Source organism: Flavobacterium sp., from assembly GCF_047602195.1.
Classification (GTDB): Bacteria; Bacteroidota; Bacteroidia; order Flavobacteriales; family Flavobacteriaceae; genus Flavobacterium.
In genome coordinates this window covers 832334-850890 of the sequence record NZ_JASGHW010000004.1, presented here as the reverse complement: position 1 = coordinate 850890, position 18557 = coordinate 832334, and the positions used below count along the sequence as shown (strand labels likewise).

The following is an 18557-nucleotide window of genomic DNA, read 5'->3' as shown; positions in this document are numbered from 1 at the left end:
TTTTTCATCGTATACCTTCCAAAGGACAAACCGTACATCCGATGAAAAATGCAATTTGCTTCCTGTTGCTGAGCTTGTTCCTGAATGCGTGTTCGGGTCAGGATGACTATGCGCCATCCTACCAGCAACCACTTCCGGGCCAACCCGAATCCTATGATTACCATTATTTGGCGCTCGGCGACAGTTATACGATTGGGCAAAACGTGTGCGACACTTGTCGCTTTCCGGCGCAGCTTGCCCAACGGCTCGAGGTCGGACTGGGCGTTGCGATCCGGACCGACATCATCGCGCAAACGGGCTGGACGACGACCAATTTGATTTCGAACATCGGCACCCAAAACCCATCGGCCGATTGCGATTTGGTGACATTGCTTATTGGCGTCAATAACCAGTACCAGCACAAACCATTTGCTTTGTACCAACAGGAATTTCCCGAATTGGTCGATACCGCAATCGCTTTGGCCAAAGGCGAAAAATCCCGCGTCATCGTGGTTTCGATTCCCGATTATGCGTACACCCCGTTTGGGCAGGGCAGTTCAAATCCTGAAACGATTTCGGCTGAAATCGACCAATACAATGCGTTTGCTCAAAATTATTGCGCGGCGCAGAATATCGTGTTCGTAAACATCACCGACATCACGCGAAACGGGCTCGAGAACCCGGCACTTGTGGCCTCGGACGGGCTTCATCCTTCAACATTGGCTTATGCACAATTCGTCGAACGGATTTTCCCCAAAGCCATTGTCGCCTTGGGCCAATAAAAAGGGCCACTTTAAAAAGCAGCCCCTTTCCCCCAAAAATATATAAATAAAAATCTTACTGGATGATGAGCTTTTTGCTCTGGGTTCCGATGCGGACCAGGTAAACCCCTTTGGAGAGGTGACCGGTATTGATTGGCGTCTGTTCGGACAATGTGGTCTCGGACACTTTCTGGCCAAGCGCATTGAACAATTCGGCTTTTTGGCCCACGAAATCGCTGTTCACTGCAATCGTCACCACGTCGGATGCCGGGTTCGGATAAACCGCAAAAGTGTCCGATTTGACAAACGAAGTTGTCGCCAATGCGTCTTCGTTGTTCGCATTGAACGTACTGGCCTGGATCACAAAATCGCCCGTCCCGTTTGGAATTCGCGCGTAACCCATATCGACTTGCTGCGCCCCGAAAATGACCTGGTCGACCACATTCATCGCTGCATCGGAAAGCGTCACCGACTCCCCGCTGACCGAAATTTTCCAGGCCGCGTGCAACGGTCCTTCGGCGGCTTCGTTGTCGGCCCATACGATCATGTAGCCGTTGGCCGGAATAACCGAACCGGCCGGGAATTGCCATTTGTCCAGATCGGTGACATCATCCGAAAGATAGAATCCGCTCAGATCGACTTCGATGTCGTTGTTGTTGTACAGTTCGACCCAGTCTTCGTGGTCGCCGGCCTCGTCGATCGCATCGGCGGTGTTGCTCGACAGGATTTCGTTGATCACGACGCCATTGGTCGCAATAGTTTCCTGTACGGTGTAGACGAAAATGTCATGCTCCGCTCCTACTGGCAAATAAGCCGCAGAAAGCGTCGCGTTGTTTGCAATCGCCTCCACATAATAACGCACCAAAGTGTTGGCGGCATAACCCGGAATCTGTGCGCCGTAAACACCATCGGCTGCAGCACCGTCGTTGTGTGCGCCGTCGTCGAACATTTGCGCAACGGTGAAATTGCCCAGCAATCCGGTCGCATAATACAAGTTCACTTTATTAAGTCCGCTGGCATGCGAAACGGTCGTTTGGATGTTGGCCACTTCATTGGCCGTCGGAATCGTGTATTGCGCCATCGCGCTGTTGTAATACGGCGCCGAAGCAATGACCGGCGCCACTTGTGCCACTTCGGTGTTGTTCATGAGGTAATTGCGGCGGTTGGCCACAATCGTTTTCAAGGCCGGGACACCGCTGGTGTATTGGGCAGTCGTGTAAAGTTTCTTTGGGTCGGCGGCAACGAGCGCGCTGATTTGTGTGTTGATTTCGTCGATGATCGCATTGGCGTTGGCCGTCGTGAACGTTTCGTTCAAAATGGTGCGGTAATGCGCGAGATAGCGTTGGCGCAATTCAGGAATCGTCAATAATTTATTGAGCAACGGATAATTGGCATTCGTGACATTTTTGAAAGGCGTCCAACTCGTCGCGGCAGCACTTTCGAAAAGTAGAGTTTCCGTCGTATTCGAGCGGGGTCGTGCGTCCGGTTTCGGGTTCGTAATACACATAATAATCCATCTTGCCTTTCATGACATAGCTGTCGTCATCGGTGAAAATATTTTCGGCAGCCAGGAACCACAACGCGCGGTCGATGTCGATTTTGGTCTTGGTGTTGGTCGTCCAGTTGGCTGCGGTTGTCGTATTGAGCGCCTGGCAGGCATCGACGAGTTTCTGCCACGGATACGAAATATCACTTGACTTCAATGAATAGTAGTTTTTATACGCCAACGTATCGGCGCTGATGTAGTTGAGTCCGGCCGTACCGTCGCCCCAGCCACCGCCAGGTCCGCCACCGGTTTCTTCATTGGTCGCCCGGAAACGTGCGCCGTCGTTGCTTTGGAACCACTGCTCCAGATAGGTTTTGTCCAAGGACTGGATGTTCGGATAGATGCCCCAATCCTGGTTGTTCAGGTACAGATGGATGTAATTGGCCTTGGCGATCGGGATGTATTTGCGCGCCATACGGCAGTACAACACCTCGCGCATGAACGTAGCATCCTGGTGCGCGTTGTTGAATTTGAAGTTCTTGTACCCCATCACGTTTTGGTCCTCGGTCGTGAATTCGGTATCGACTGCAAATGATTTTTTTTGGGAATTCCCGATGGTCGTATAAGAAGTATTGCCACGGAAGCGCACGCCCACATTCGGGTAAGCCGTTCCATCGACGATCATCTCGGCCGGTATTTCGGTTTCACTCTCGTAATTGGCCGTCAACAATGCCCAATAATTGGCCTGGGCAAAATTGAGGTACACATCGCGTACGACGGTGCGGTCGTACATTCCGGTCGGCGCCTGTCCGCCGGTAAACAAGGTGCGCCCGTCTTCGGAATAATAGAGCTCCGACGGAAGCGATTGTGCCGATGACATTGCTGCAACCAACACCGTGATCATAAAATAAATTTGCTTCATTTTGACTATTAGTTAGGCGTCAAAACTATTAAGCCGATTTGGGTTGGCGAAAAAAAATAGGTGAATGCGGCAATTTCTGCGGTAAAATTTTTTGTGTGAATTGTTGATTTTCAGCACCTAACAGATTCACCTCGGAAAAGCGGCCATTTGTCGCAATTTTTTCCTTACTTAGGCATTAATCGATAGTTTTGTCGCAGCACAATCGTTATGTCGAACACTACACGCAACTACACGCTTCACATCCTCTGGATCACGGTTTTCCTGAGCATCCCGATTTTTACCTCGCCTGATTTGGGCCAGCACATGTTTGAGGTCACCGGATTCAAGCGCAATTTTTTGAGCTATTTCCTGCTCGTGGTTTTCTTCTACCTCAATTACTACATCTTCATTCCGAAATATTATTTCCCGAAACGGTATTTCCTATACGGCGCCTTCGTATTTTTCTGTTATGCGATGATTGTGGCGATTCCCGATTTTTTCTTCCCGATGAAATTCATGGGACCGCCGCCATTTGGACCCGGTCATTTCCCCGGAGACCATCCCCCGATGGGGCCACCGCCCGACAGCATTTTCGGCAAACCCGAAGGCGGCTCGATTTTCCAATTTTTATTGGTGTTGATTTTGTCGATCATGTTGCGCACGCGAAACCAACTGCGCATGCTCAACAGCGAAAAACTCAAGGCCGAGGTGTCGTATTTGAAAGCGCAGATCAATCCGCATTTCTTGTTCAACACCTTGAACAGCTTGTATGCGCTCACGATCCAGAAATCGGATGCCGCGCCCGATGCCGTCTTGAAATTGTCGAACATGATGCGTTATGTCGTGACCGAAAGTTCGAACGAACTCGTGCCTTTGGAAAAAGAAATGAATTATATTTCGGATTACATCGACATGCAGAAGCTGCGCATTTCAGAGGAAGACAATCTCGATTATACCATTGCCGGAAGTCCGAAAGGCCATAAGATTGCGCCGCTGGTTGTGATCCCATTCATCGAAAACGCGTTCAAATACGGCGTCAATTCGGAAGAAGACTGGCACATTTCGATTGCGATTGAAATTCGCGAAAAGGAGTTTATCTTAGTGGTCAAAAACAACAAGGTGCGCGTGAACATTTCGGATGCCGAGGCGACTGAACAGGGCATTTACAACACCCAGCAAAGACTCGAGATCATTTATCCCGGGCAACACGAACTGACGATCAAAGACGAACCAAAAACGTTCGACGTTCACCTCAAAATCAACCTGTCATGATTCGAGCGATAGCCTTAGACGACGAGCCGCTGGCCCTTAAAGTGATTGAAAGTTTCTGCGAACGCGTGGGCTACATCCACCTCGAGAAGACCTTTACCAAGACGGCCGAGGCACACAAGTATCTGCGCAAGCAACCCGTCGATTTGATTTTCCTCGACATCCAGATGCCGACGCAGAACGGGATGGAATTCTATGCCGACATCGAACAGAATGTCCAGGTGATTTTTACGACCGCCTTTAGCGAATATGCCGTCGAGGGGTTCAACGTCAACGCAACCGATTACCTGCTCAAGCCTTTTTCATTTGACCGTTTCGTTCAGGCGACCGGCAAAGTCAAGCACATCCATGACTCCAGAAACCAAGGGCAAACTGCCGAACAATACCTGTTCATCCGCGCCGATTACAGCCTCAATAAGATCCTGATTTCGGATATTTCGTTTATCGAAGGGCTCGACGATTACCTCAAGATCCACATTTCGGGTCAGAAAACCATTGTCGCGCGCATGACGATGAAAACGATCCTCGAAAAACTTCCGGCGACCGAATTTGTGCGTGTACACCGTTCATTCATCGTCCCGATTTCCAAAATCGACAAGGTGCGCAACAAGATCATCTACATCGGCGAGGAAGAAATTCCGCTCAGCGCGAGTTATGAAGCGGCCTTTTTGGGGATGATCGGGAAGTAGATTTTGATTGCCGATTTTTCCAGGTTCCTTCTTTTTATCGAACAACTAAAAGTTTAACAATATCTACAGATTTTCTACTTTGAGATACCAATATTATTCCATTGGGATATACTTTCATTGCCCCCTTCCCTAGAAGCGAAGCTATTTATTTTGCACATCAGTCCATTACAGACCCGAGCCCAAAGGGCGAACTGTACGAAGTAAAAAACTGTAATTTCACGAACGCATATGCATTTCCCTTTTCGTGATTCGATTTTTTTTTTTACAAACATTTAAGAAAACGCCCGCTTTTACCGCACAAAATTCCGCATTGGCCTCATAAATTTTTCCGCCTGATCCCCCCTTTATACTTTTATCCCGAACTTAAAATTGACCTGCCATGGAACGGAAAGATTTTTTAAAAGGATTGGGATTGATTGGCCTCGGGACTGCTGCCCTGCCGATCATCAATGCGTGCAACAGCGACGACGACAACAACGACAACAACGTGCCCAACGGCATGGGCAGCGAAACCTGTGACAGTGCGACGACGCCATCGGAAACCGAAGGCCCTTACCCGACGCATTCGCCAAATTCACTCGTCATCAGCGACATCCGCAGCGACCGCCAAGGCATCGACCTGACCGTCCACATCGATGTGGCCAATACTTCCGGAACCGCCGTGGCCGGTGCGCTGGTCGACATCTGGCATTGCGACAAGGATGGCAATTATTCGGAATACAGCGGTTTTACTTCTGCGCATTTCCTACGCGGACGCCAAGCCACCGGCAACAACGGAAGGGCAACCTTCCTGACCAAATTCCCGGGTTGGTACAACGGACGTTCGACACACATCCATGTTCACATTTACAACGCTTCGGGGCAATCGTTGCTCGTGACACAGATCGCTTATCCCGAAGGGGCCGAAAGTGTCGTGGCCACCGTCAATGCCTCACCCGAAAATGGCTACACCAAAGGCATGACCGGCTACACTTACAATGCCGCCGATGGGGTGTTCAGCAATTCGTACCAATGCGAAACCTGTACGATTTCCGGCAGCATCGCCGAAGGATATGTCCAGCAAAGCACCATTATCGTCAACGCCTAAACCCATGACAACGATGCAGCAGCAGATCCAGATTTACAAAGCCGATCTTCGCGGATGTACCGAATCGGAAGTATTCAGAAGGCACGCGACCCTTAATTTTGGGGATTACAAGGAATCGTCGCGCGAGCCTTTTGGCCTGCTGTTGGCATTGAACGACGAAACGCTCGGGGCCGGCAATACCATTTTCCGCCACATCGAAGAAGACACCGATATTTTGATCCTGCCTTTGGTGGGCGGGCTCATTTTCCGCGACAGCTTTGGCAATGAAGAAACCATCGGCACCGAACAGCTCGCGCTATTTTCGGGTGAAAAAGGCAATGCCTACCAATTGACCAATCCGTATAAAAAAGAGTTGGTCAATTATTTGCAGATTTGGATCAAGGGCAGCGCTGCTGATTTCAAGCCGGGTTCTTCTTTGTATGATTTTGATTTTGCCAAACGCAATACATTGGTTCCGATTTTTGGAAACCCCGCAGCGCTGCAACCGCATTCGCAGGCATCGGGATCCATCGGCCTTTTTGACGGAAGAAAAGAAGGTTCGTACACTTTGCGCCAACCCGACCACGGTTTGTTTGTATTTGTGCTCAACGGTGCGTTCGAATGCGACAACCGGCTCATCGAAAGCCGCGACGCGCTTGCCATCGTCAATTCGCAAACGATTGACTTCAAAGCCTTGTCCGAAAATGCGATGCTGCTCGTGATGGAAATGCCATTGCATGCGTAAAACATTGGCATTCACCTCATAAAACACCGTTTTAGCCTCTTATTTTTTTTCAACCCGATTCAACTTTCTAGTTTTGAATCGATTAACCTGACTATTTATGGAACGAAAAGTATTTTTAAGAAACAGCCTCGGATTCCTGGGCATGGCAGTCGCCGCACCTTCATTGTTGCGCGCCAAACCGGCCAATGAACCAAATAACGAAGAAGCACTGGTGTGCAGCGTGACCAATTCGGAAACCGCCGGGCCATTCCCGACGCATACGCCGTCTTCATTGGTAACCGCCGATATCCGCAGCGACCGTACGGGCGTTCTGTTCAACATCGGCATTACGGTCCTCAATACGAACAATGCCTGCAATCCTTTGGCCGGTGCGCTGGTCGACATCTGGCATTGCGACAAGGACGGCAATTATTCGGAATATGGCGGAACGGGCATGCAGCCCACCAACTACACCAATTACCATTTCCTGCGGGGCAGACAGACGACCGATGCCAATGGGCAGGTCAACTTTATTTCTATTTTCCCGGGTTGGTATACCGGACGGGCGACACACATACACGTCCACATTTACAATGCCTCGGGGCAATCCTTGCTCGTCACGCAGATTGCTTTCCCGGAAGGAACCGGAAGTGCCGTGAGTCTTGTCAATGCTTCGACCGAAAATGGCTACACCAAAGGGATGACCGGCTATACCTACAACGCTTCCGACAATGTATTTTCGGACGGTGTGACCAATGAAATGTCGGCGATTACGGGAAGTGTGGCTGCGGGTTATTCGTTGACCCACACGATCAATGTCGCCGGACCTACGCTTGGTTTGGACGATTTGACGGCAGGCAAAAATTCGGTCGGGCAAAATTACCCGAATCCGTTTACCGACCAAACGACCATTCCGCTGGGTCTTTCATCGGCCTCGACCGTCAGCATCCAAATTTTTGACCTCAACGGCAGAGCAATCGGAAACACCATTACCAATGAACTGGCCGCGGGAAACCAAGCCATCACGCTTGACCGGGCGCGTCTTAGACTGAGCAGCGGCTACTACATTTACAAAGTAAAAATCGAAAATGCGGATGGTGTTTTTAACCTCAACAGAAAAATGATCGTGGGCTAAGTCCTTGAAAATTCACCTCTTAAAATTTCCCTTTTACCTCAATTTTTTTTTCGGCCCAATCAAATCGGCTAGTTTTACACCGTTGTGTTTTTGTCATCAACTATTTTTGTTGGAAAAATTTTTGATTGATTGATTATTTTTAGTTGGTTGTTTAAAAAGAGGGAAATTGATTTCCCTCTTTTTTATTTATCTTTATTGTTATGCAAAATGCAAAAATCAGACTGGCTTACCGAATTGTTATCGACGCAAACTCCTCCCTGCTTTGGGACCAATATGTGTTCGAGGATACCTACCACGAATACCTGATGCAACACCAATTGTACAATTCGAAGGAACTTCCCAAACCCACTTTCCGCGAATTGCTGCACGAGAACGAGAAAGCCGATAAATTGCACTACCTCGTGGGCATTGCCGCCCATGGTTACATCCAACAGCTTCAGGGCAAACTGCACCGGGTACCGGACAAACTGGGCAGGAACTTTTTCCCTTTCGAAAATTACCAGCTTGACATTGTCAATACCGACATCAAGGACCGCAGCAAGCACAAAATCGGGCTGACGTTCTTTTCGCCCGTACTGGCATTGATCGATACGGTTGACGATTGTTATTTGGTATCGCAAAGCCTGGAAACCGGCGTGGGGATTGAAACGACGATGTTTGCCTTCCAGCCCAACCTGGCCGTTTGTTATTACGAAAAATAACACATTCACCGCAAAAATTTCGACTTTGGCCTCATTTAACTCTTATTGCTGTTGTATTTGACAGAAAATCAATTATATTCGCAGGCTAAATTTTCAAATCCATACCTGATGAAAATCAACTTTACCCAAAAAGCAACCTTGCTTTTACTCCTGCTGGGCACGGCTTCATTCGCGCAGAACGGCAGAAAAGTTTTCGGAAAAAATGTAGAGAGCATTAACCCTGTCAATGGGAAAATCCGTTGTGTGTCTTCCGAATACGAAAAATCTTTACAGGAAAAATACCCGCAAAGGGCCAGCTCCCAAGAATTCGAAAACTGGATTGCGCCCAAAGTGGCCCAGGTCAAACAGCAAATGGCCAGCGCACGTGGCATTGATGCCGTAGTCACCATTCCGGTGGTCGTCCACGTGATCCACAACGGTGACGCCGTGGGCAGCAACGAGAACATTTCGGATGTCCGCGTACAATCACAGATTACGGTACTGAACCAGGATTTCCGCAAAATGCTCGGCACGCCGGGTTACAACACCAATGCTGTAGGAGCCGATGTGGAAATACAGTTTTGTCTGGCGCAAAGAAAACCGGACGGAACCGCTACCAACGGGATCAACCGTGTACAACGCACACCCGCAAGCTATGCTTCTGAAAGCAGCGTAGAAACGATGAAGGCGGCAACCCAATGGGACCCGACACAATACTTCAACATCTGGGTGGTCTATTTCAGCGATAGCTCAAGTGCCGAAATGTATGGCGTTTTGGGGTATGCCCAATTCCCAAGCAATTCTGGCCTTGGCGGCATGGCACCCAATGGCGGTTCTGCCAATACCGATGGGGTCGTGATCGATTACCGTTGTTTCGGAACGTCTACACTGGCGCCATCTTCGAACTATTTCGACGACTACGACAAAGGACGTACGGCTACGCATGAAATCGGGCATTGCTTCGGACTCATCCACATTTGGGGAGACAACGGCTCTTGTACGGTGAACGCTACCGACAGCGCCAAAGATTTTTGCCCGGATACCCCGGCACAGGCTGAAGAACACTACGATTGTACATCGACCTACAACACTTGTCCATCTGCCCCAGGCAATGACATGACGGCCAACTACATGGATTACACCAACGATACCTGCATGAATATTTTCACGCTCGACCAGAAAGCGAGAATCCTTGCCGTGTTGCAAAATTCACCAAGACGTTCAACGCTTCCGGCCTCTTTGGGTTGTCAGCCGCCTTCATTGGGCACTTCTTCGTTCGAGTTGCTCGAAAGGCATGAACCTGTCTCCGAATCCGGCCAACCAATTCGTAACACTGAACATGCCAACCGGAAACGATTTGCCTGAAGCTTACACAATTTACAACAGTTTGGGTCAGACTGTGGCTTCACAAAAAGTACAAAGCACTTCCAATTTGACGATCAATACCTCGTCATTTGCTAACGGAGTGTACTTCATCCGTGTGACCAAAGAAAACGCATCAAAGACTTTACAGTTCATCAGGAACTAATTTGCGAGCAGACAAACGATAAAAGCGGGATTAATTTCCCGCTTTTTTTATGTCCGTAGGATTCGATTTCCAGATGAATCCGTCGAGCAGGTAATGGGTGAATTGCGGTACCGTGAGCAAAGGCACGAGCAAAAATTGCCATTCGAACAATTGCAGATCGGCCAATGAAAATTGTTCTTTCCAGACCAAAATTTCCCAAAGATATTCCTCAAAAAAAGCGATACCGAGTAAAATCGCGATGTAAAAAACCAAGCCTTTCCATTGCTTGAAATGGTACAACGGGCCGATTTCCTGCGACGATTTTCCATCAATTTCCTTGAGATAGATGAGTGCCATGTACGGAATGCCGTGCGAAACCACATTGAGCAGGGTAAACACCAGATCGTTGTTGAAATGGACGATGCCAAAATACCACGAAAGCGCCGTACCGACGATGATGGCATTTTTGGGGATGTTGAAGTAATGCAATCGGATGGATTGGTACATGGTCCGGATTGCGTAAAAAACCATCACGCCGCAATACACCCAACCCAAAACCGTAAGCAGTTGCCGGTTTTCGAGGCGCCAAAATTCATTGGGCACAAACCAGTTGAACGCACGTGGCGATGATAAAAACCAATACAGCATCGGATAGCCCGTCGCCGAATAAATTACGATATTGTCGATCCAGATGTTGGCCTTCGTTTTGGGTTCCTTGCGCGCATACAGTCGCATGAATCCGTATTGCTGGCGGATGAAATGAAATACCGCCACATAAGCCAAAACCGACCAAAAGACCTGGCTTCCGAAACCAAACAACACCATCCCGACAACCAGGCAAACAATCGGCAATGCAATCAGCAATTTCCGCCTTTTTTGGAATTCGGCCGGCACGAGATAGGTCTTGAACAAAGTCGCGTACACATGCGCCACATCCACAAACACGATCAGGAACAACCAAGTGTAGAACGAATAATCGTTTTCGATTTCGCGCAACCAGCCCTGAAAAACAAACACGATCGCCACGACCAAAAATGACGGCGACAAAATAAACAGGCTGTCGGTTTTGGCCTTATGAATCCAGGGTTGTGTCATGCAAAATGTGGTTTACGACGGCTATGCCTTGGTGGAACGCCTCCTCAAAAATAGAAATCCCCGACAAATCGGAATGTGCAAAATAAATACAACCGTCAATGGGTTGGGCGGCCAACTGTCTTGCCTGTCCAAATAAAAATCCCGGAACCGCACTGATCATGCCATGTCCGAGCAGATGCAGCTCGATCGATTCGGTTAATTTTTCGATATCGGGATGTGCACGCCTTAAATCGTCGAATACGAAGCGCTTCCAATAATCGGCTTTCTTGAGGTACAGGTTCCGCCTGCTTTTGGGAATATCGCCCGTGGAAAAACTCGCGTAATAGGTAATCACCTTCCTGGGCTGCAATTGCGCAAGCGACTGGTGCTGGTCATAGATGTATCCCAATCCCTTGGCGCCATAGATCACATTGTCCCAACACAACGGATAGCTGTAATTGTCGGGCAGATCAGAAACGGTCAACGTCGCGAGCAACCAAGGCGCGTAGTGGAACTGCCGGGCGATGGTCTTGCGGTTTTGCAAAAGGTATTGGTTGACAAACTGCGGCGTGGCCAGGATCACCTTGTCGGCGAGGATTTCCACCGATTGTTTGCGGACATCGTCGAACGCTTTGACGATGGCTTTTCGGTTATCCGAACGCACTTCATACACCAAATGGTTTTGCAGGGTTTTGCCATGGGTGTATTTCTTCAGGTGCGACGCGAGCCGGGCATTGCCTTCGGGCCAGGTCAGTACATTGTCGTTGGCATGCGCCGCCGAATTGTGTTTCCTGCCCGCAAAATAATGGATGCCCGCCCAGGCCGAAATATAATCGATGCCCAAACCGAAATCGTCGCGGCAGCAATAATCGACATAATCGAGCAAAGGTTGGACGGTGAATTGGTTCTGGTCGAGCCACTGCTTCATCGTCCATCGATCGAAACGGCGAATGTCGGCATCCGATGAAGATTGGTCCAACGGAATATCGAACCAGTATTTGCCGTCTGGCCCCCTGCCCTTTTGGTAAAAATCCATCTGGGCAAAGAACCGTTTGAACGCATCATTTTCGGCAACCGAATGGCCAAATTTGGGTTCGAGTCCTTCCTGCCAACTGTTTTTGTAAAACAACCGCTCGTGTGGCGAAAAGGTCAGTTGCTGTTCGTCGAAAACAAGGAAGCCGTCCTGGTAGCCCGTGATGATTTTTTCCTCCTCAAGAAATCGGAGCAATTCGGCATCCTCGCGGTTCGGCAATGGCAAATAATGCGCGCCGAGCGGATATTTGGAATATTGGTTTTCTCCACTGGACGAATTGCCGCCGACATGGTCTTCGAGTTCGAGCAACAGAAAATCGGAAATGCCTTTTTTGGTGAGTTGACGCGCCGCACTGAGTCCCGAAATACCACCGCCTACAATCAGGTACGGAATGCGGATTTGCGAAACGGGCTTGGGGAAATCGGGCGAGCGCAAACGGTGCCCGAGCAAATGATTGGTCCCGGTAAGTTTGATGAGCAAGGTCACGACCTTTTCCTTGCACGCCTGAACCAGTGGTGCCAACAAAATCGCCGCTGCTATGCCCTTGAAGAACGTCCGGCGTGAATTATAGTTTTCCCCATTCTTCATCGAAATAGCGCACTAAAATCTGGTTGTCGAGCCGGTTGACCTCGATGTCTTTCGAGACCATGTCCTTGGAAAAATAGTTCAGTTTCCCGAAATCGTAATTGTAGAAACGCAGTCCGTCTACTTTGCGGTGAACCGTATGGAAATCGGTGGCCGGGTTGTTCGAGGCAATCGTAAAACCCCATTCGCCGAACGACGGCACATAGGCGTGGTAGGCATCGACTTGGGGGAAAATCTGTTTCATCGTCTGGTTGATGCACCAAAAGGATTTGGGTGCGAAATAAGGCGAGGTCGTTTGTACGACCACTATCGCATCGGGTTTGAGCAAATGCTGCAACGTATGGTAAAAATTGACCGAGTACAATTTGCCGAGGCTGTAATTCGACGGATCGGGAAAATCGACCACGACCACATCGTATTGTTCCTTCGCTTCGCGCGCCCAGATGTAGGCATCGCTGTTGCGCACCGTCACTTTGGGGTTGTTGAGCGCGTTGTGGTTGAATCCGGTCAGGATCGTGTTGGTTTCGAACAGTTTGGTCATTCCTGCATCGAGATCGACAAGCGTCACTTTTTTGACGCTCGGGTATTTGAGGATTTCGCGTACCGCCAATCCGTCTCCGCCGCCCATCACGAGTATGTTTTCGGCCTGCCTGGCCATCGACATCGCGGGATGCACGAGCGCCTCGTGGTAGCGGTATTCGTCGGCCGAACTGAATTGCAGGTTGTTATTGAGGTACAAACGGTAATCGCTTTTGTTGTGCGTCAACACGATGCGTTGGTACGGTGTCGTATGCGAATAGATGATGTTCTCGCCATAGAGCTTGCCCTCGGAATATTCCAAAATGGCAGGCGAGAAAATGAAAACGCCCAACAGCAGTACAAAAGAAGTGATGGCCTTGACCTTCAAGACCCAAGGTTTGCGCAGTTCATTTTCGAGCAGGAAACACAACACGATCGCGATACTGATGTTGACCATCCCGAAAAACAATGAGGTGCGCATCACGCCAAGGTACGGCACCAAAACGAGCGGAAACAAAATCGAGGCGAGCAAGGCCCCAATGTAATCGAACGTGAATACATTCGACACCAGATCGCGGAAAGCGACCCTGTCCTTGAGGATGTTCATGAGCAGCGGGATTTCGAGCCCGACGAGGCAACCCGTCACGAACACCAAAAAATAGAGAATGAACTGGAAATAACTGACGCTCTCGAACAGCAAAAATAGCACGACCGAACTCAATCCGCCGACCAGTCCTACCAAAATCTCAATCTCGACAAACGTATTGAGCATGTGGCGTTTGAGGAACTTGGCAAAATAGGAACCGACGCCCATCGAAAACAGATACACGCCGATGATGAAAGAAAACTGCTTGACCGAATCGCCCAAAAGATAACTCGCCAAAGTCCCCGCGACGAGTTCATAAACGAGCCCGCAGGTGGCGATCGTAAAGACGGCCAGCAGCAAAAGGAATTCGAACCTTAGGATTTTCCTACCCATGAATGGCGGCGCTGATGATCATCGAAAGCCCAATGATAAAGGCCCCGAGCACCACAGCCAAGGCTACGTTGTTCTTGTCTACGATTTCTTTCCATGTATTTTCGGGTGTGATCTTTTCTATGATCAGATAGCCGATGAGCAAAATCATGATGCCCAGGAAAGCAAACAATAACGAATTGACGATGGGTTTTAAGGAGAGCATGTCCATAATAGCTGATTTAAATTATTTGTGATAAAAGCGGTTGACCGAGGTACGGCCATGTGGATTGGGGTTGTAATTCTCGGTCTTCTCGCAGTCGCACATGCGGTTGCCCGTGTAGGTGAACACCAGAAATGTGGCATAAAAAGCCAATCCGACGACAATAAGCCACACATTTTGCTTGATGAAACTGATGATATCTTCCATTTATTCTTCGTAAGGTGAATAATCGCTTTCCGACCAGCGTTTCTTTTCAAAATTCAAATTGAGCAGGTACAGGATCAATAAGGTTACCCCCATTATAATGATCGGGAACCAGGCGTTCCACATCGACGGGTTGTTCCAGATGGCCTTGACCTGCATGTAATTGTTCGAGCCGTTTTCGGGCGCCCACATTGGCGTGACGATCAGGTGGTATTTTCCGGCCGTGACCCCACACAGTTGCAGGGTTTCCGATTTATCGCCTTCGCTCCAGCTTTCGCCGCCTTCGTAACCGTGGTAATATTCGACATCCTTGTTGGCGTAGACTTCCTCGTTGGTCAGTTCATTGACAAGCGCCACATCTACGTTGAGCCATGAATTGTCGATGTCCGAATCGACAACGACCGTGAGCGGGGCCGAACCGCCCTGCAACGTAAACGGATTGCTCACAAATTGCCTGTTGTTCGAATCAGTAATCGTGAAAGTGGTTTGCATGACCGTTTCTGCCCTGCGTCCACTGTAAACAAACATATGGGTCACGAAAATCAAAATGGCCACCGAACAAAGTATGATGGCCGCGCTGCGCAAATTGACCAAAAACGGCTGCACGATTCCTGTGCCTACTTTCATGTGCATCGGTCTTCCCAAACCGAAAGCCTTCATGACTTCCCTACGGCTGATGTGTTCCCCAAAGAAAGTCACTTCTTCCTTGCCCATGCGTTCGATCGAAACAATAAAAGGCGGGTTGATGTATTCGATCACGAACACGCCGCCGTCCAACGCCAATTCGACATCAAAGAAACCTTTCGCGCCTACAATATCCACTTTGGTGTGGTGGTAGAGCCGCATGCGAATGTCATCGTGCGTGAGCAATCGCGGCCGGTTCCCGACTTCGTATTTTTCGGGTACTTCCTCGAGAAAAATCCAATGCTCCTCGCTGTCGGACAAATAACGAAAATTCCCCGAAGCGTCCTGGAGCGTGTATTCGGTCCAATAAAAACTGCCATAGGCTTTCTTGACGATGATGCCGACGACGGTATATTCGGTGCCTTTCAAAGTACCTTTTTGGCCCACCTCGAGTCCTTTGGAAAAACTCGTCTGGTGCTGCAGTTTCTTGCCCGCATACACCAGCAACCCATTTTGGTTGGTCCTGAAGACCGACTGGCAATTCGGGCAAACAAAGTGCTTGACCTCGAAAGCGACGTCCAATTTGGTAACGGTATGGCAATGGGAACAAGGTACTTCCATCAGCGTTCAATTTCAAAATCCTTGAGGACGGTGGCTTCAAAATAATCGATGTACGAAGCCATCACCGATCTCACTTTTTCCGAATTGTCCTGCAAGTAATTGCACAGGTACACATCCAAAGTCAACTGCCCAAACTCAGGCCAGGTATGGATGCAAATGTGCGATTCCTTGAGGCAAACCGCAATCGTAAAGCTGCGGTTGTCGAAATCGTGCACGACAAGCCCCACCTGCTCCAAACCGAATCGCTCGAGCACTTTTTGCGTAAATTCCACAAAAGCCTGGCTGTCGGTCAACTTCGCGGCATCGTCTACCTGAAGCGTAACCAATTGGTGCAAACCGGGTGAATAAGGGGTTGGGTTCATGGGGTTGGTCCTTCGAATAGGAAGCGAATGTAAGTATAATTGCGCGATAAAAAAAGAGAACCGCTTATCCTGCCGACAATTTAATATTCGGGCGCGAGCTCAATCTCCAAACCTTCAAGGTTCTCGGTAATCTGGATCTGGCAACCCAGACGGCTGTTCGGTTTGACGTTAAACGCCTCCGACAGCATCGCTTCTTCGTCATCGCCTTTTTCGGGCAATTCGACGTCGTTCAAAATATAGCATTGGCAAGACGCACACATGGCCATGCCGCCGCACACACCAATCGTTCCTTCGGGCGCAATTTCATAGGCTTTGCACAATTCCATGAGGTTCATCGCCATATCGGTCGGCGCTTGTACTTCGTGAAGGTTTCCTTCGCGGTCGGTGATTTTGATTGTTACGTCCATGATGCAAAAGTAATTTTTTAGGAGCTATTTCCCGCTTTCCGTTGCAATCTTTTTGGCTCATACTTCGCCAAAAAGGATTTTCACTGCAATCGGGGCTATGCTGCCGCAAGCTTTCTTTTGTCTGGCAACAAAAGAAACAAAAATGCCCGGCGCTCGATTGCTCGACGACCTGCCAGTTTTTGATGGCTAAAGCAAATGAACTCGGCTGCGCCTCAAACAGCATTTGCTTTAACGCCATCTACAAACGGCAGGTGCCCGCCTGCGCAATCAAAGCGCGCAACCTCACGAAGAACGTTTGTGTAGAATTGAAATTCTCTTTCCGCTTTGTACCGAAAATCGTCCTATTTCCGAAAGAAATTCTTAGGAGGATTTTTGGCGCTTTGCAAAAAGCCAAAAATAAAATATGAAATTACCGACTGGTGCGACTTCGAATTAGAATCGTAAAAAACAACGAACGGAATAAGCGGCAGCGTACCTGGAGTTGAGCCCAAAGGGCGAACGGCTTGGTACGCGGAGCGTTTCCTGAGGTAGTTTTTGAGATTCTAATTTGGGAGCCTCGCCTTTTTGCAATCCCGACGCTTCGGGACGGCGAGGCAAAAGTTGAGAAGCCCACCGCAGCGAAAACAAAAAAGTCCGGTGCAAACCGGACTTTAACAAATATAAAAAAGAAGATTAATCTATAGATTTCACCACCGCTTTCTCCGCTTCTTTCCGCGTCCCATCAAACCCATCAACCCCCGAAACCGTCGTGTATTTCATCACGTACTTTTTCCCTGGGTTCATGCGCTGGTACACGCTCTGGCACATCAAGGTCGCTTCGTGGAAACCGCACAAAATCAGTTTGAGTTTACCCGGATAGGTGTTCACGTCGCCGATGGCGTAGATACCCGGAACGTTGGTTTGGTAATCGAGCGAATTGTCGACCTTGATCGCGTTTTTCTCGATTTCGAGTCCCCAATTGGCGATTGGGCCCAGTTTGGGCGTGAGTCCGAACAACGGGATCAGGTAATCGGTTTCGATTTTCTGGTGCGCGCCTTCGATGTCGATGTCGATCGATTCGAGGTGTTCGGCGCCGTTGAGACCGACGACTTCGGCCGGCGTAACGAGTTTGATCTTTCCTGCGTGCTTGAGTTCCTGTACTTTCTCGACCGAATCGAGCGCGCCGCGGAATTCATTTCTTCTATGGATCAAAGTCACTTCGGAAGCCACGTTCGACAGGAAAATGCTCCAGTCGAGTGCCGAGTCGCCACCACCTGCAATCACGATACGCTTGTTGCGGAACTGCTCGGGGTTTTTGACGAAATACTCGACGCCTTTGTCTTCATAGAATTCGATGTCCTCGATGATCGGTTTACGCGGTTCGAAACTGCCCAATCCGCCTGCAATCGCTACCGAATTGCAATGGATTTTCGTGCCTTTGTCCGAAGTGACGATGAAGGTTCCATCCTCTTGCTTGTCGATGGTTTCGGCGCGTTCGCCCAAAGTGAATCCGGGTTGGAACTGTTTGATCTGTTCCATGAGGTTGTGGACGAGATCGCCGGCCAGGACTTCGGGAAATCCGGGAATGTCGAAAATCGGCTTTTTGGGATAGAGTTCGGCCAACTGTCCGCCCGGCTGCGGCAACGCATCGATGATGTGGCATTTGAGTTTGAGTAATCCGGCTTCGAATACGGCGAACAATCCGGTTGGGCCGGCGCCGATGATGAGTATATCGGTGGTAATCATTTATATTTTGGAATTTCGAAGTTCGAGA

At 49.3% G+C, this 18557-nt stretch carries 20 protein-coding genes; 9 read left to right on the top strand and 11 right to left on the bottom strand.

Annotated elements, in window-relative coordinates:
* Positions 1 to 41: 41 nt before the first annotated feature.
* Positions 42 to 761, top strand: a complete 720-nt coding sequence (locus QM717_RS09920) for an SGNH/GDSL hydrolase family protein (RefSeq protein ID WP_415037320.1) — start codon at positions 42 to 44, stop codon at positions 759 to 761.
* 55 nt (positions 762 to 816) lie between these two features.
* Here the strand turns inward: QM717_RS09920 and QM717_RS09915 are convergent, their stop codons facing one another.
* Positions 817 to 2091 carry a lamin tail domain-containing protein gene (locus QM717_RS09915; protein WP_415040105.1) on the bottom strand — a complete coding sequence of 425 codons (1275 nt, stop codon included), beginning with the start codon at positions 2089 to 2091 and terminating at the stop codon, positions 817 to 819.
* A gap of 19 nt (positions 2092 to 2110) precedes the next feature.
* Positions 2111 to 3148 carry a CotH kinase family protein gene (locus QM717_RS09910; protein ID WP_415037319.1) on the bottom strand — a complete coding sequence of 346 codons (1038 nt, stop codon included), beginning with the start codon at positions 3146 to 3148 and terminating at the stop codon, positions 2111 to 2113.
* 207 nt (positions 3149 to 3355) lie between these two features.
* On the opposite strand from QM717_RS09910, the gene QM717_RS09905 reads away from it, so the two are divergent.
* From QM717_RS09905 to QM717_RS09870, 8 genes are all read left to right on the top strand, one after another.
* Positions 3356 to 4399, top strand: coding sequence for a sensor histidine kinase (locus tag QM717_RS09905; RefSeq protein WP_415037318.1), 1044 nt, complete (start codon positions 3356 to 3358; stop codon positions 4397 to 4399).
* Positions 4396 to 5085: a LytR/AlgR family response regulator transcription factor gene (locus QM717_RS09900; protein WP_415037317.1), complete on the top strand. Its 690-nt coding sequence runs from the start codon at positions 4396 to 4398 to the stop codon at positions 5083 to 5085. The genes QM717_RS09905 and QM717_RS09900 overlap by 4 nt, the downstream gene beginning before the upstream one ends.
* 379 nt (positions 5086 to 5464) lie before the next feature.
* Complete coding sequence (locus QM717_RS09895; protein ID WP_415037316.1) at positions 5465 to 6172, top strand: intradiol ring-cleavage dioxygenase; 708 nt, start codon at positions 5465 to 5467, stop codon at positions 6170 to 6172.
* 4 nt (positions 6173 to 6176) lie between these two features.
* Complete coding sequence (locus tag QM717_RS09890; RefSeq protein WP_415037315.1) at positions 6177 to 6896, top strand: hypothetical protein; 720 nt, start codon at positions 6177 to 6179, stop codon at positions 6894 to 6896.
* Between the two features lie 97 nt (positions 6897 to 6993).
* Positions 6994 to 8010 (top strand): T9SS type A sorting domain-containing protein, encoded by a 1017-nt coding sequence (locus QM717_RS09885; protein ID WP_415037314.1) that lies wholly within the window; start codon positions 6994 to 6996, stop codon positions 8008 to 8010.
* A gap of 200 nt (positions 8011 to 8210) precedes the next feature.
* On the top strand, positions 8211 to 8711 hold the full coding sequence (locus tag QM717_RS09880) for a hypothetical protein (RefSeq protein WP_415037313.1): 501 nt from the start codon (positions 8211 to 8213) through the stop codon (positions 8709 to 8711).
* 108 nt (positions 8712 to 8819) lie between these two features.
* Positions 8820 to 10055 carry a zinc metalloprotease gene (locus tag QM717_RS09875; RefSeq protein ID WP_415037312.1) on the top strand — a complete coding sequence of 412 codons (1236 nt, stop codon included), beginning with the start codon at positions 8820 to 8822 and terminating at the stop codon, positions 10053 to 10055.
* The gene (locus QM717_RS09870; RefSeq protein ID WP_415037311.1) at positions 10048 to 10218 is read left to right on the top strand and encodes a T9SS type A sorting domain-containing protein; all 171 of its coding nucleotides are present in this window, start codon (positions 10048 to 10050) and stop codon (positions 10216 to 10218) included. Before QM717_RS09875 ends, QM717_RS09870 begins: the two co-directional genes overlap by 8 nt.
* Before the next feature lie 30 nt (positions 10219 to 10248).
* Here QM717_RS09870 and QM717_RS09865 read toward each other — a convergent pair whose 3' ends face one another.
* The 9 genes from QM717_RS09865 to QM717_RS09825 form a co-directional block, all read right to left on the bottom strand.
* The gene (locus tag QM717_RS09865; protein WP_415037310.1) at positions 10249 to 11292 is read right to left on the bottom strand and encodes a hypothetical protein; all 1044 of its coding nucleotides are present in this window, start codon (positions 11290 to 11292) and stop codon (positions 10249 to 10251) included.
* A complete protein-coding gene (locus tag QM717_RS09860; RefSeq protein ID WP_415037309.1) occupies positions 11270 to 12892 on the bottom strand; it encodes an FAD-dependent oxidoreductase in 1623 nt (540 codons plus the stop codon). The genes QM717_RS09865 and QM717_RS09860 overlap by 23 nt, the downstream gene beginning before the upstream one ends.
* Positions 12870 to 14387 carry a polyamine aminopropyltransferase gene (locus tag QM717_RS09855; RefSeq protein WP_415037308.1) on the bottom strand — a complete coding sequence of 506 codons (1518 nt, stop codon included), beginning with the start codon at positions 14385 to 14387 and terminating at the stop codon, positions 12870 to 12872. Before QM717_RS09855 ends, QM717_RS09860 begins: the two co-directional genes overlap by 23 nt.
* Positions 14380 to 14595 (bottom strand): DUF350 domain-containing protein, encoded by a 216-nt coding sequence (locus tag QM717_RS09850; protein ID WP_415037307.1) that lies wholly within the window; start codon positions 14593 to 14595, stop codon positions 14380 to 14382. Before QM717_RS09850 ends, QM717_RS09855 begins: the two co-directional genes overlap by 8 nt.
* Positions 14596 to 14610: 15 nt before the next feature.
* Complete coding sequence (locus tag QM717_RS09845) at positions 14611 to 14793, bottom strand: hypothetical protein (RefSeq protein ID WP_415037306.1); 183 nt, start codon at positions 14791 to 14793, stop codon at positions 14611 to 14613.
* A complete protein-coding gene (locus QM717_RS09840; protein ID WP_415037305.1) occupies positions 14794 to 16035 on the bottom strand; it encodes a DUF4178 domain-containing protein in 1242 nt (413 codons plus the stop codon). It abuts the gene before it with no gap.
* Positions 16035 to 16397 carry an S-adenosylmethionine decarboxylase family protein gene (locus QM717_RS09835; RefSeq protein ID WP_415037304.1) on the bottom strand — a complete coding sequence of 121 codons (363 nt, stop codon included), beginning with the start codon at positions 16395 to 16397 and terminating at the stop codon, positions 16035 to 16037. The genes QM717_RS09840 and QM717_RS09835 overlap by 1 nt, the downstream gene beginning before the upstream one ends.
* An 80-nt stretch (positions 16398 to 16477) precedes the next feature.
* Positions 16478 to 16804 carry a ferredoxin gene (locus QM717_RS09830; protein WP_415037303.1) on the bottom strand — a complete coding sequence of 109 codons (327 nt, stop codon included), beginning with the start codon at positions 16802 to 16804 and terminating at the stop codon, positions 16478 to 16480.
* 672 nt (positions 16805 to 17476) lie between these two features.
* Positions 17477 to 18529, bottom strand: coding sequence for an NAD(P)/FAD-dependent oxidoreductase (locus QM717_RS09825; protein ID WP_415037302.1), 1053 nt, complete (start codon positions 18527 to 18529; stop codon positions 17477 to 17479).
* Between the last annotated feature and the right edge of the window lie 28 nt (positions 18530 to 18557).

What these genes read in the sequence shown, in the direction of transcription:
- QM717_RS09920 (WP_415037320.1), top strand. Translation starts at nt 42, where the DNA reads ATGAAAAATGCAATTTGCTTCCTGTTGCTGAGCTTGTTCCTGAATGCG.
- QM717_RS09910 (WP_415037319.1), bottom strand. Translation starts at nt 3,148, where the DNA reads ATGAAGCAAATTTATTTTATGATCACGGTGTTGGTTGCAGCAATGTCA.
- QM717_RS09905 (WP_415037318.1), top strand. Translation starts at nt 3,356, where the DNA reads ATGTCGAACACTACACGCAACTACACGCTTCACATCCTCTGGATCACG.
- QM717_RS09900 (WP_415037317.1), top strand. Translation starts at nt 4,396, where the DNA reads ATGATTCGAGCGATAGCCTTAGACGACGAGCCGCTGGCCCTTAAAGTG.
- QM717_RS09895 (WP_415037316.1), top strand. Translation starts at nt 5,465, where the DNA reads ATGGAACGGAAAGATTTTTTAAAAGGATTGGGATTGATTGGCCTCGGG.
- QM717_RS09890 (WP_415037315.1), top strand. Translation starts at nt 6,177, where the DNA reads ATGACAACGATGCAGCAGCAGATCCAGATTTACAAAGCCGATCTTCGC.
- QM717_RS09885 (WP_415037314.1), top strand. Translation starts at nt 6,994, where the DNA reads ATGGAACGAAAAGTATTTTTAAGAAACAGCCTCGGATTCCTGGGCATG.
- QM717_RS09880 (WP_415037313.1), top strand. Translation starts at nt 8,211, where the DNA reads ATGCAAAATGCAAAAATCAGACTGGCTTACCGAATTGTTATCGACGCA.
- QM717_RS09875 (WP_415037312.1), top strand. Translation starts at nt 8,820, where the DNA reads ATGAAAATCAACTTTACCCAAAAAGCAACCTTGCTTTTACTCCTGCTG.
- QM717_RS09865 (WP_415037310.1), bottom strand. Translation starts at nt 11,292, where the DNA reads ATGACACAACCCTGGATTCATAAGGCCAAAACCGACAGCCTGTTTATT.
- QM717_RS09860 (WP_415037309.1), bottom strand. Translation starts at nt 12,892, where the DNA reads ATGAAGAATGGGGAAAACTATAATTCACGCCGGACGTTCTTCAAGGGC.
- QM717_RS09855 (WP_415037308.1), bottom strand. Translation starts at nt 14,387, where the DNA reads ATGGGTAGGAAAATCCTAAGGTTCGAATTCCTTTTGCTGCTGGCCGTC.
- QM717_RS09850 (WP_415037307.1), bottom strand. Translation starts at nt 14,595, where the DNA reads ATGGACATGCTCTCCTTAAAACCCATCGTCAATTCGTTATTGTTTGCT.
- QM717_RS09845 (WP_415037306.1), bottom strand. Translation starts at nt 14,793, where the DNA reads ATGGAAGATATCATCAGTTTCATCAAGCAAAATGTGTGGCTTATTGTC.
- QM717_RS09840 (WP_415037305.1), bottom strand. Translation starts at nt 16,035, where the DNA reads ATGGAAGTACCTTGTTCCCATTGCCATACCGTTACCAAATTGGACGTC.
- QM717_RS09835 (WP_415037304.1), bottom strand. Translation starts at nt 16,397, where the DNA reads ATGAACCCAACCCCTTATTCACCCGGTTTGCACCAATTGGTTACGCTT.
- QM717_RS09830 (WP_415037303.1), bottom strand. Translation starts at nt 16,804, where the DNA reads ATGGACGTAACAATCAAAATCACCGACCGCGAAGGAAACCTTCACGAA.
- QM717_RS09825 (WP_415037302.1), bottom strand. Translation starts at nt 18,529, where the DNA reads ATGATTACCACCGATATACTCATCATCGGCGCCGGCCCAACCGGATTG.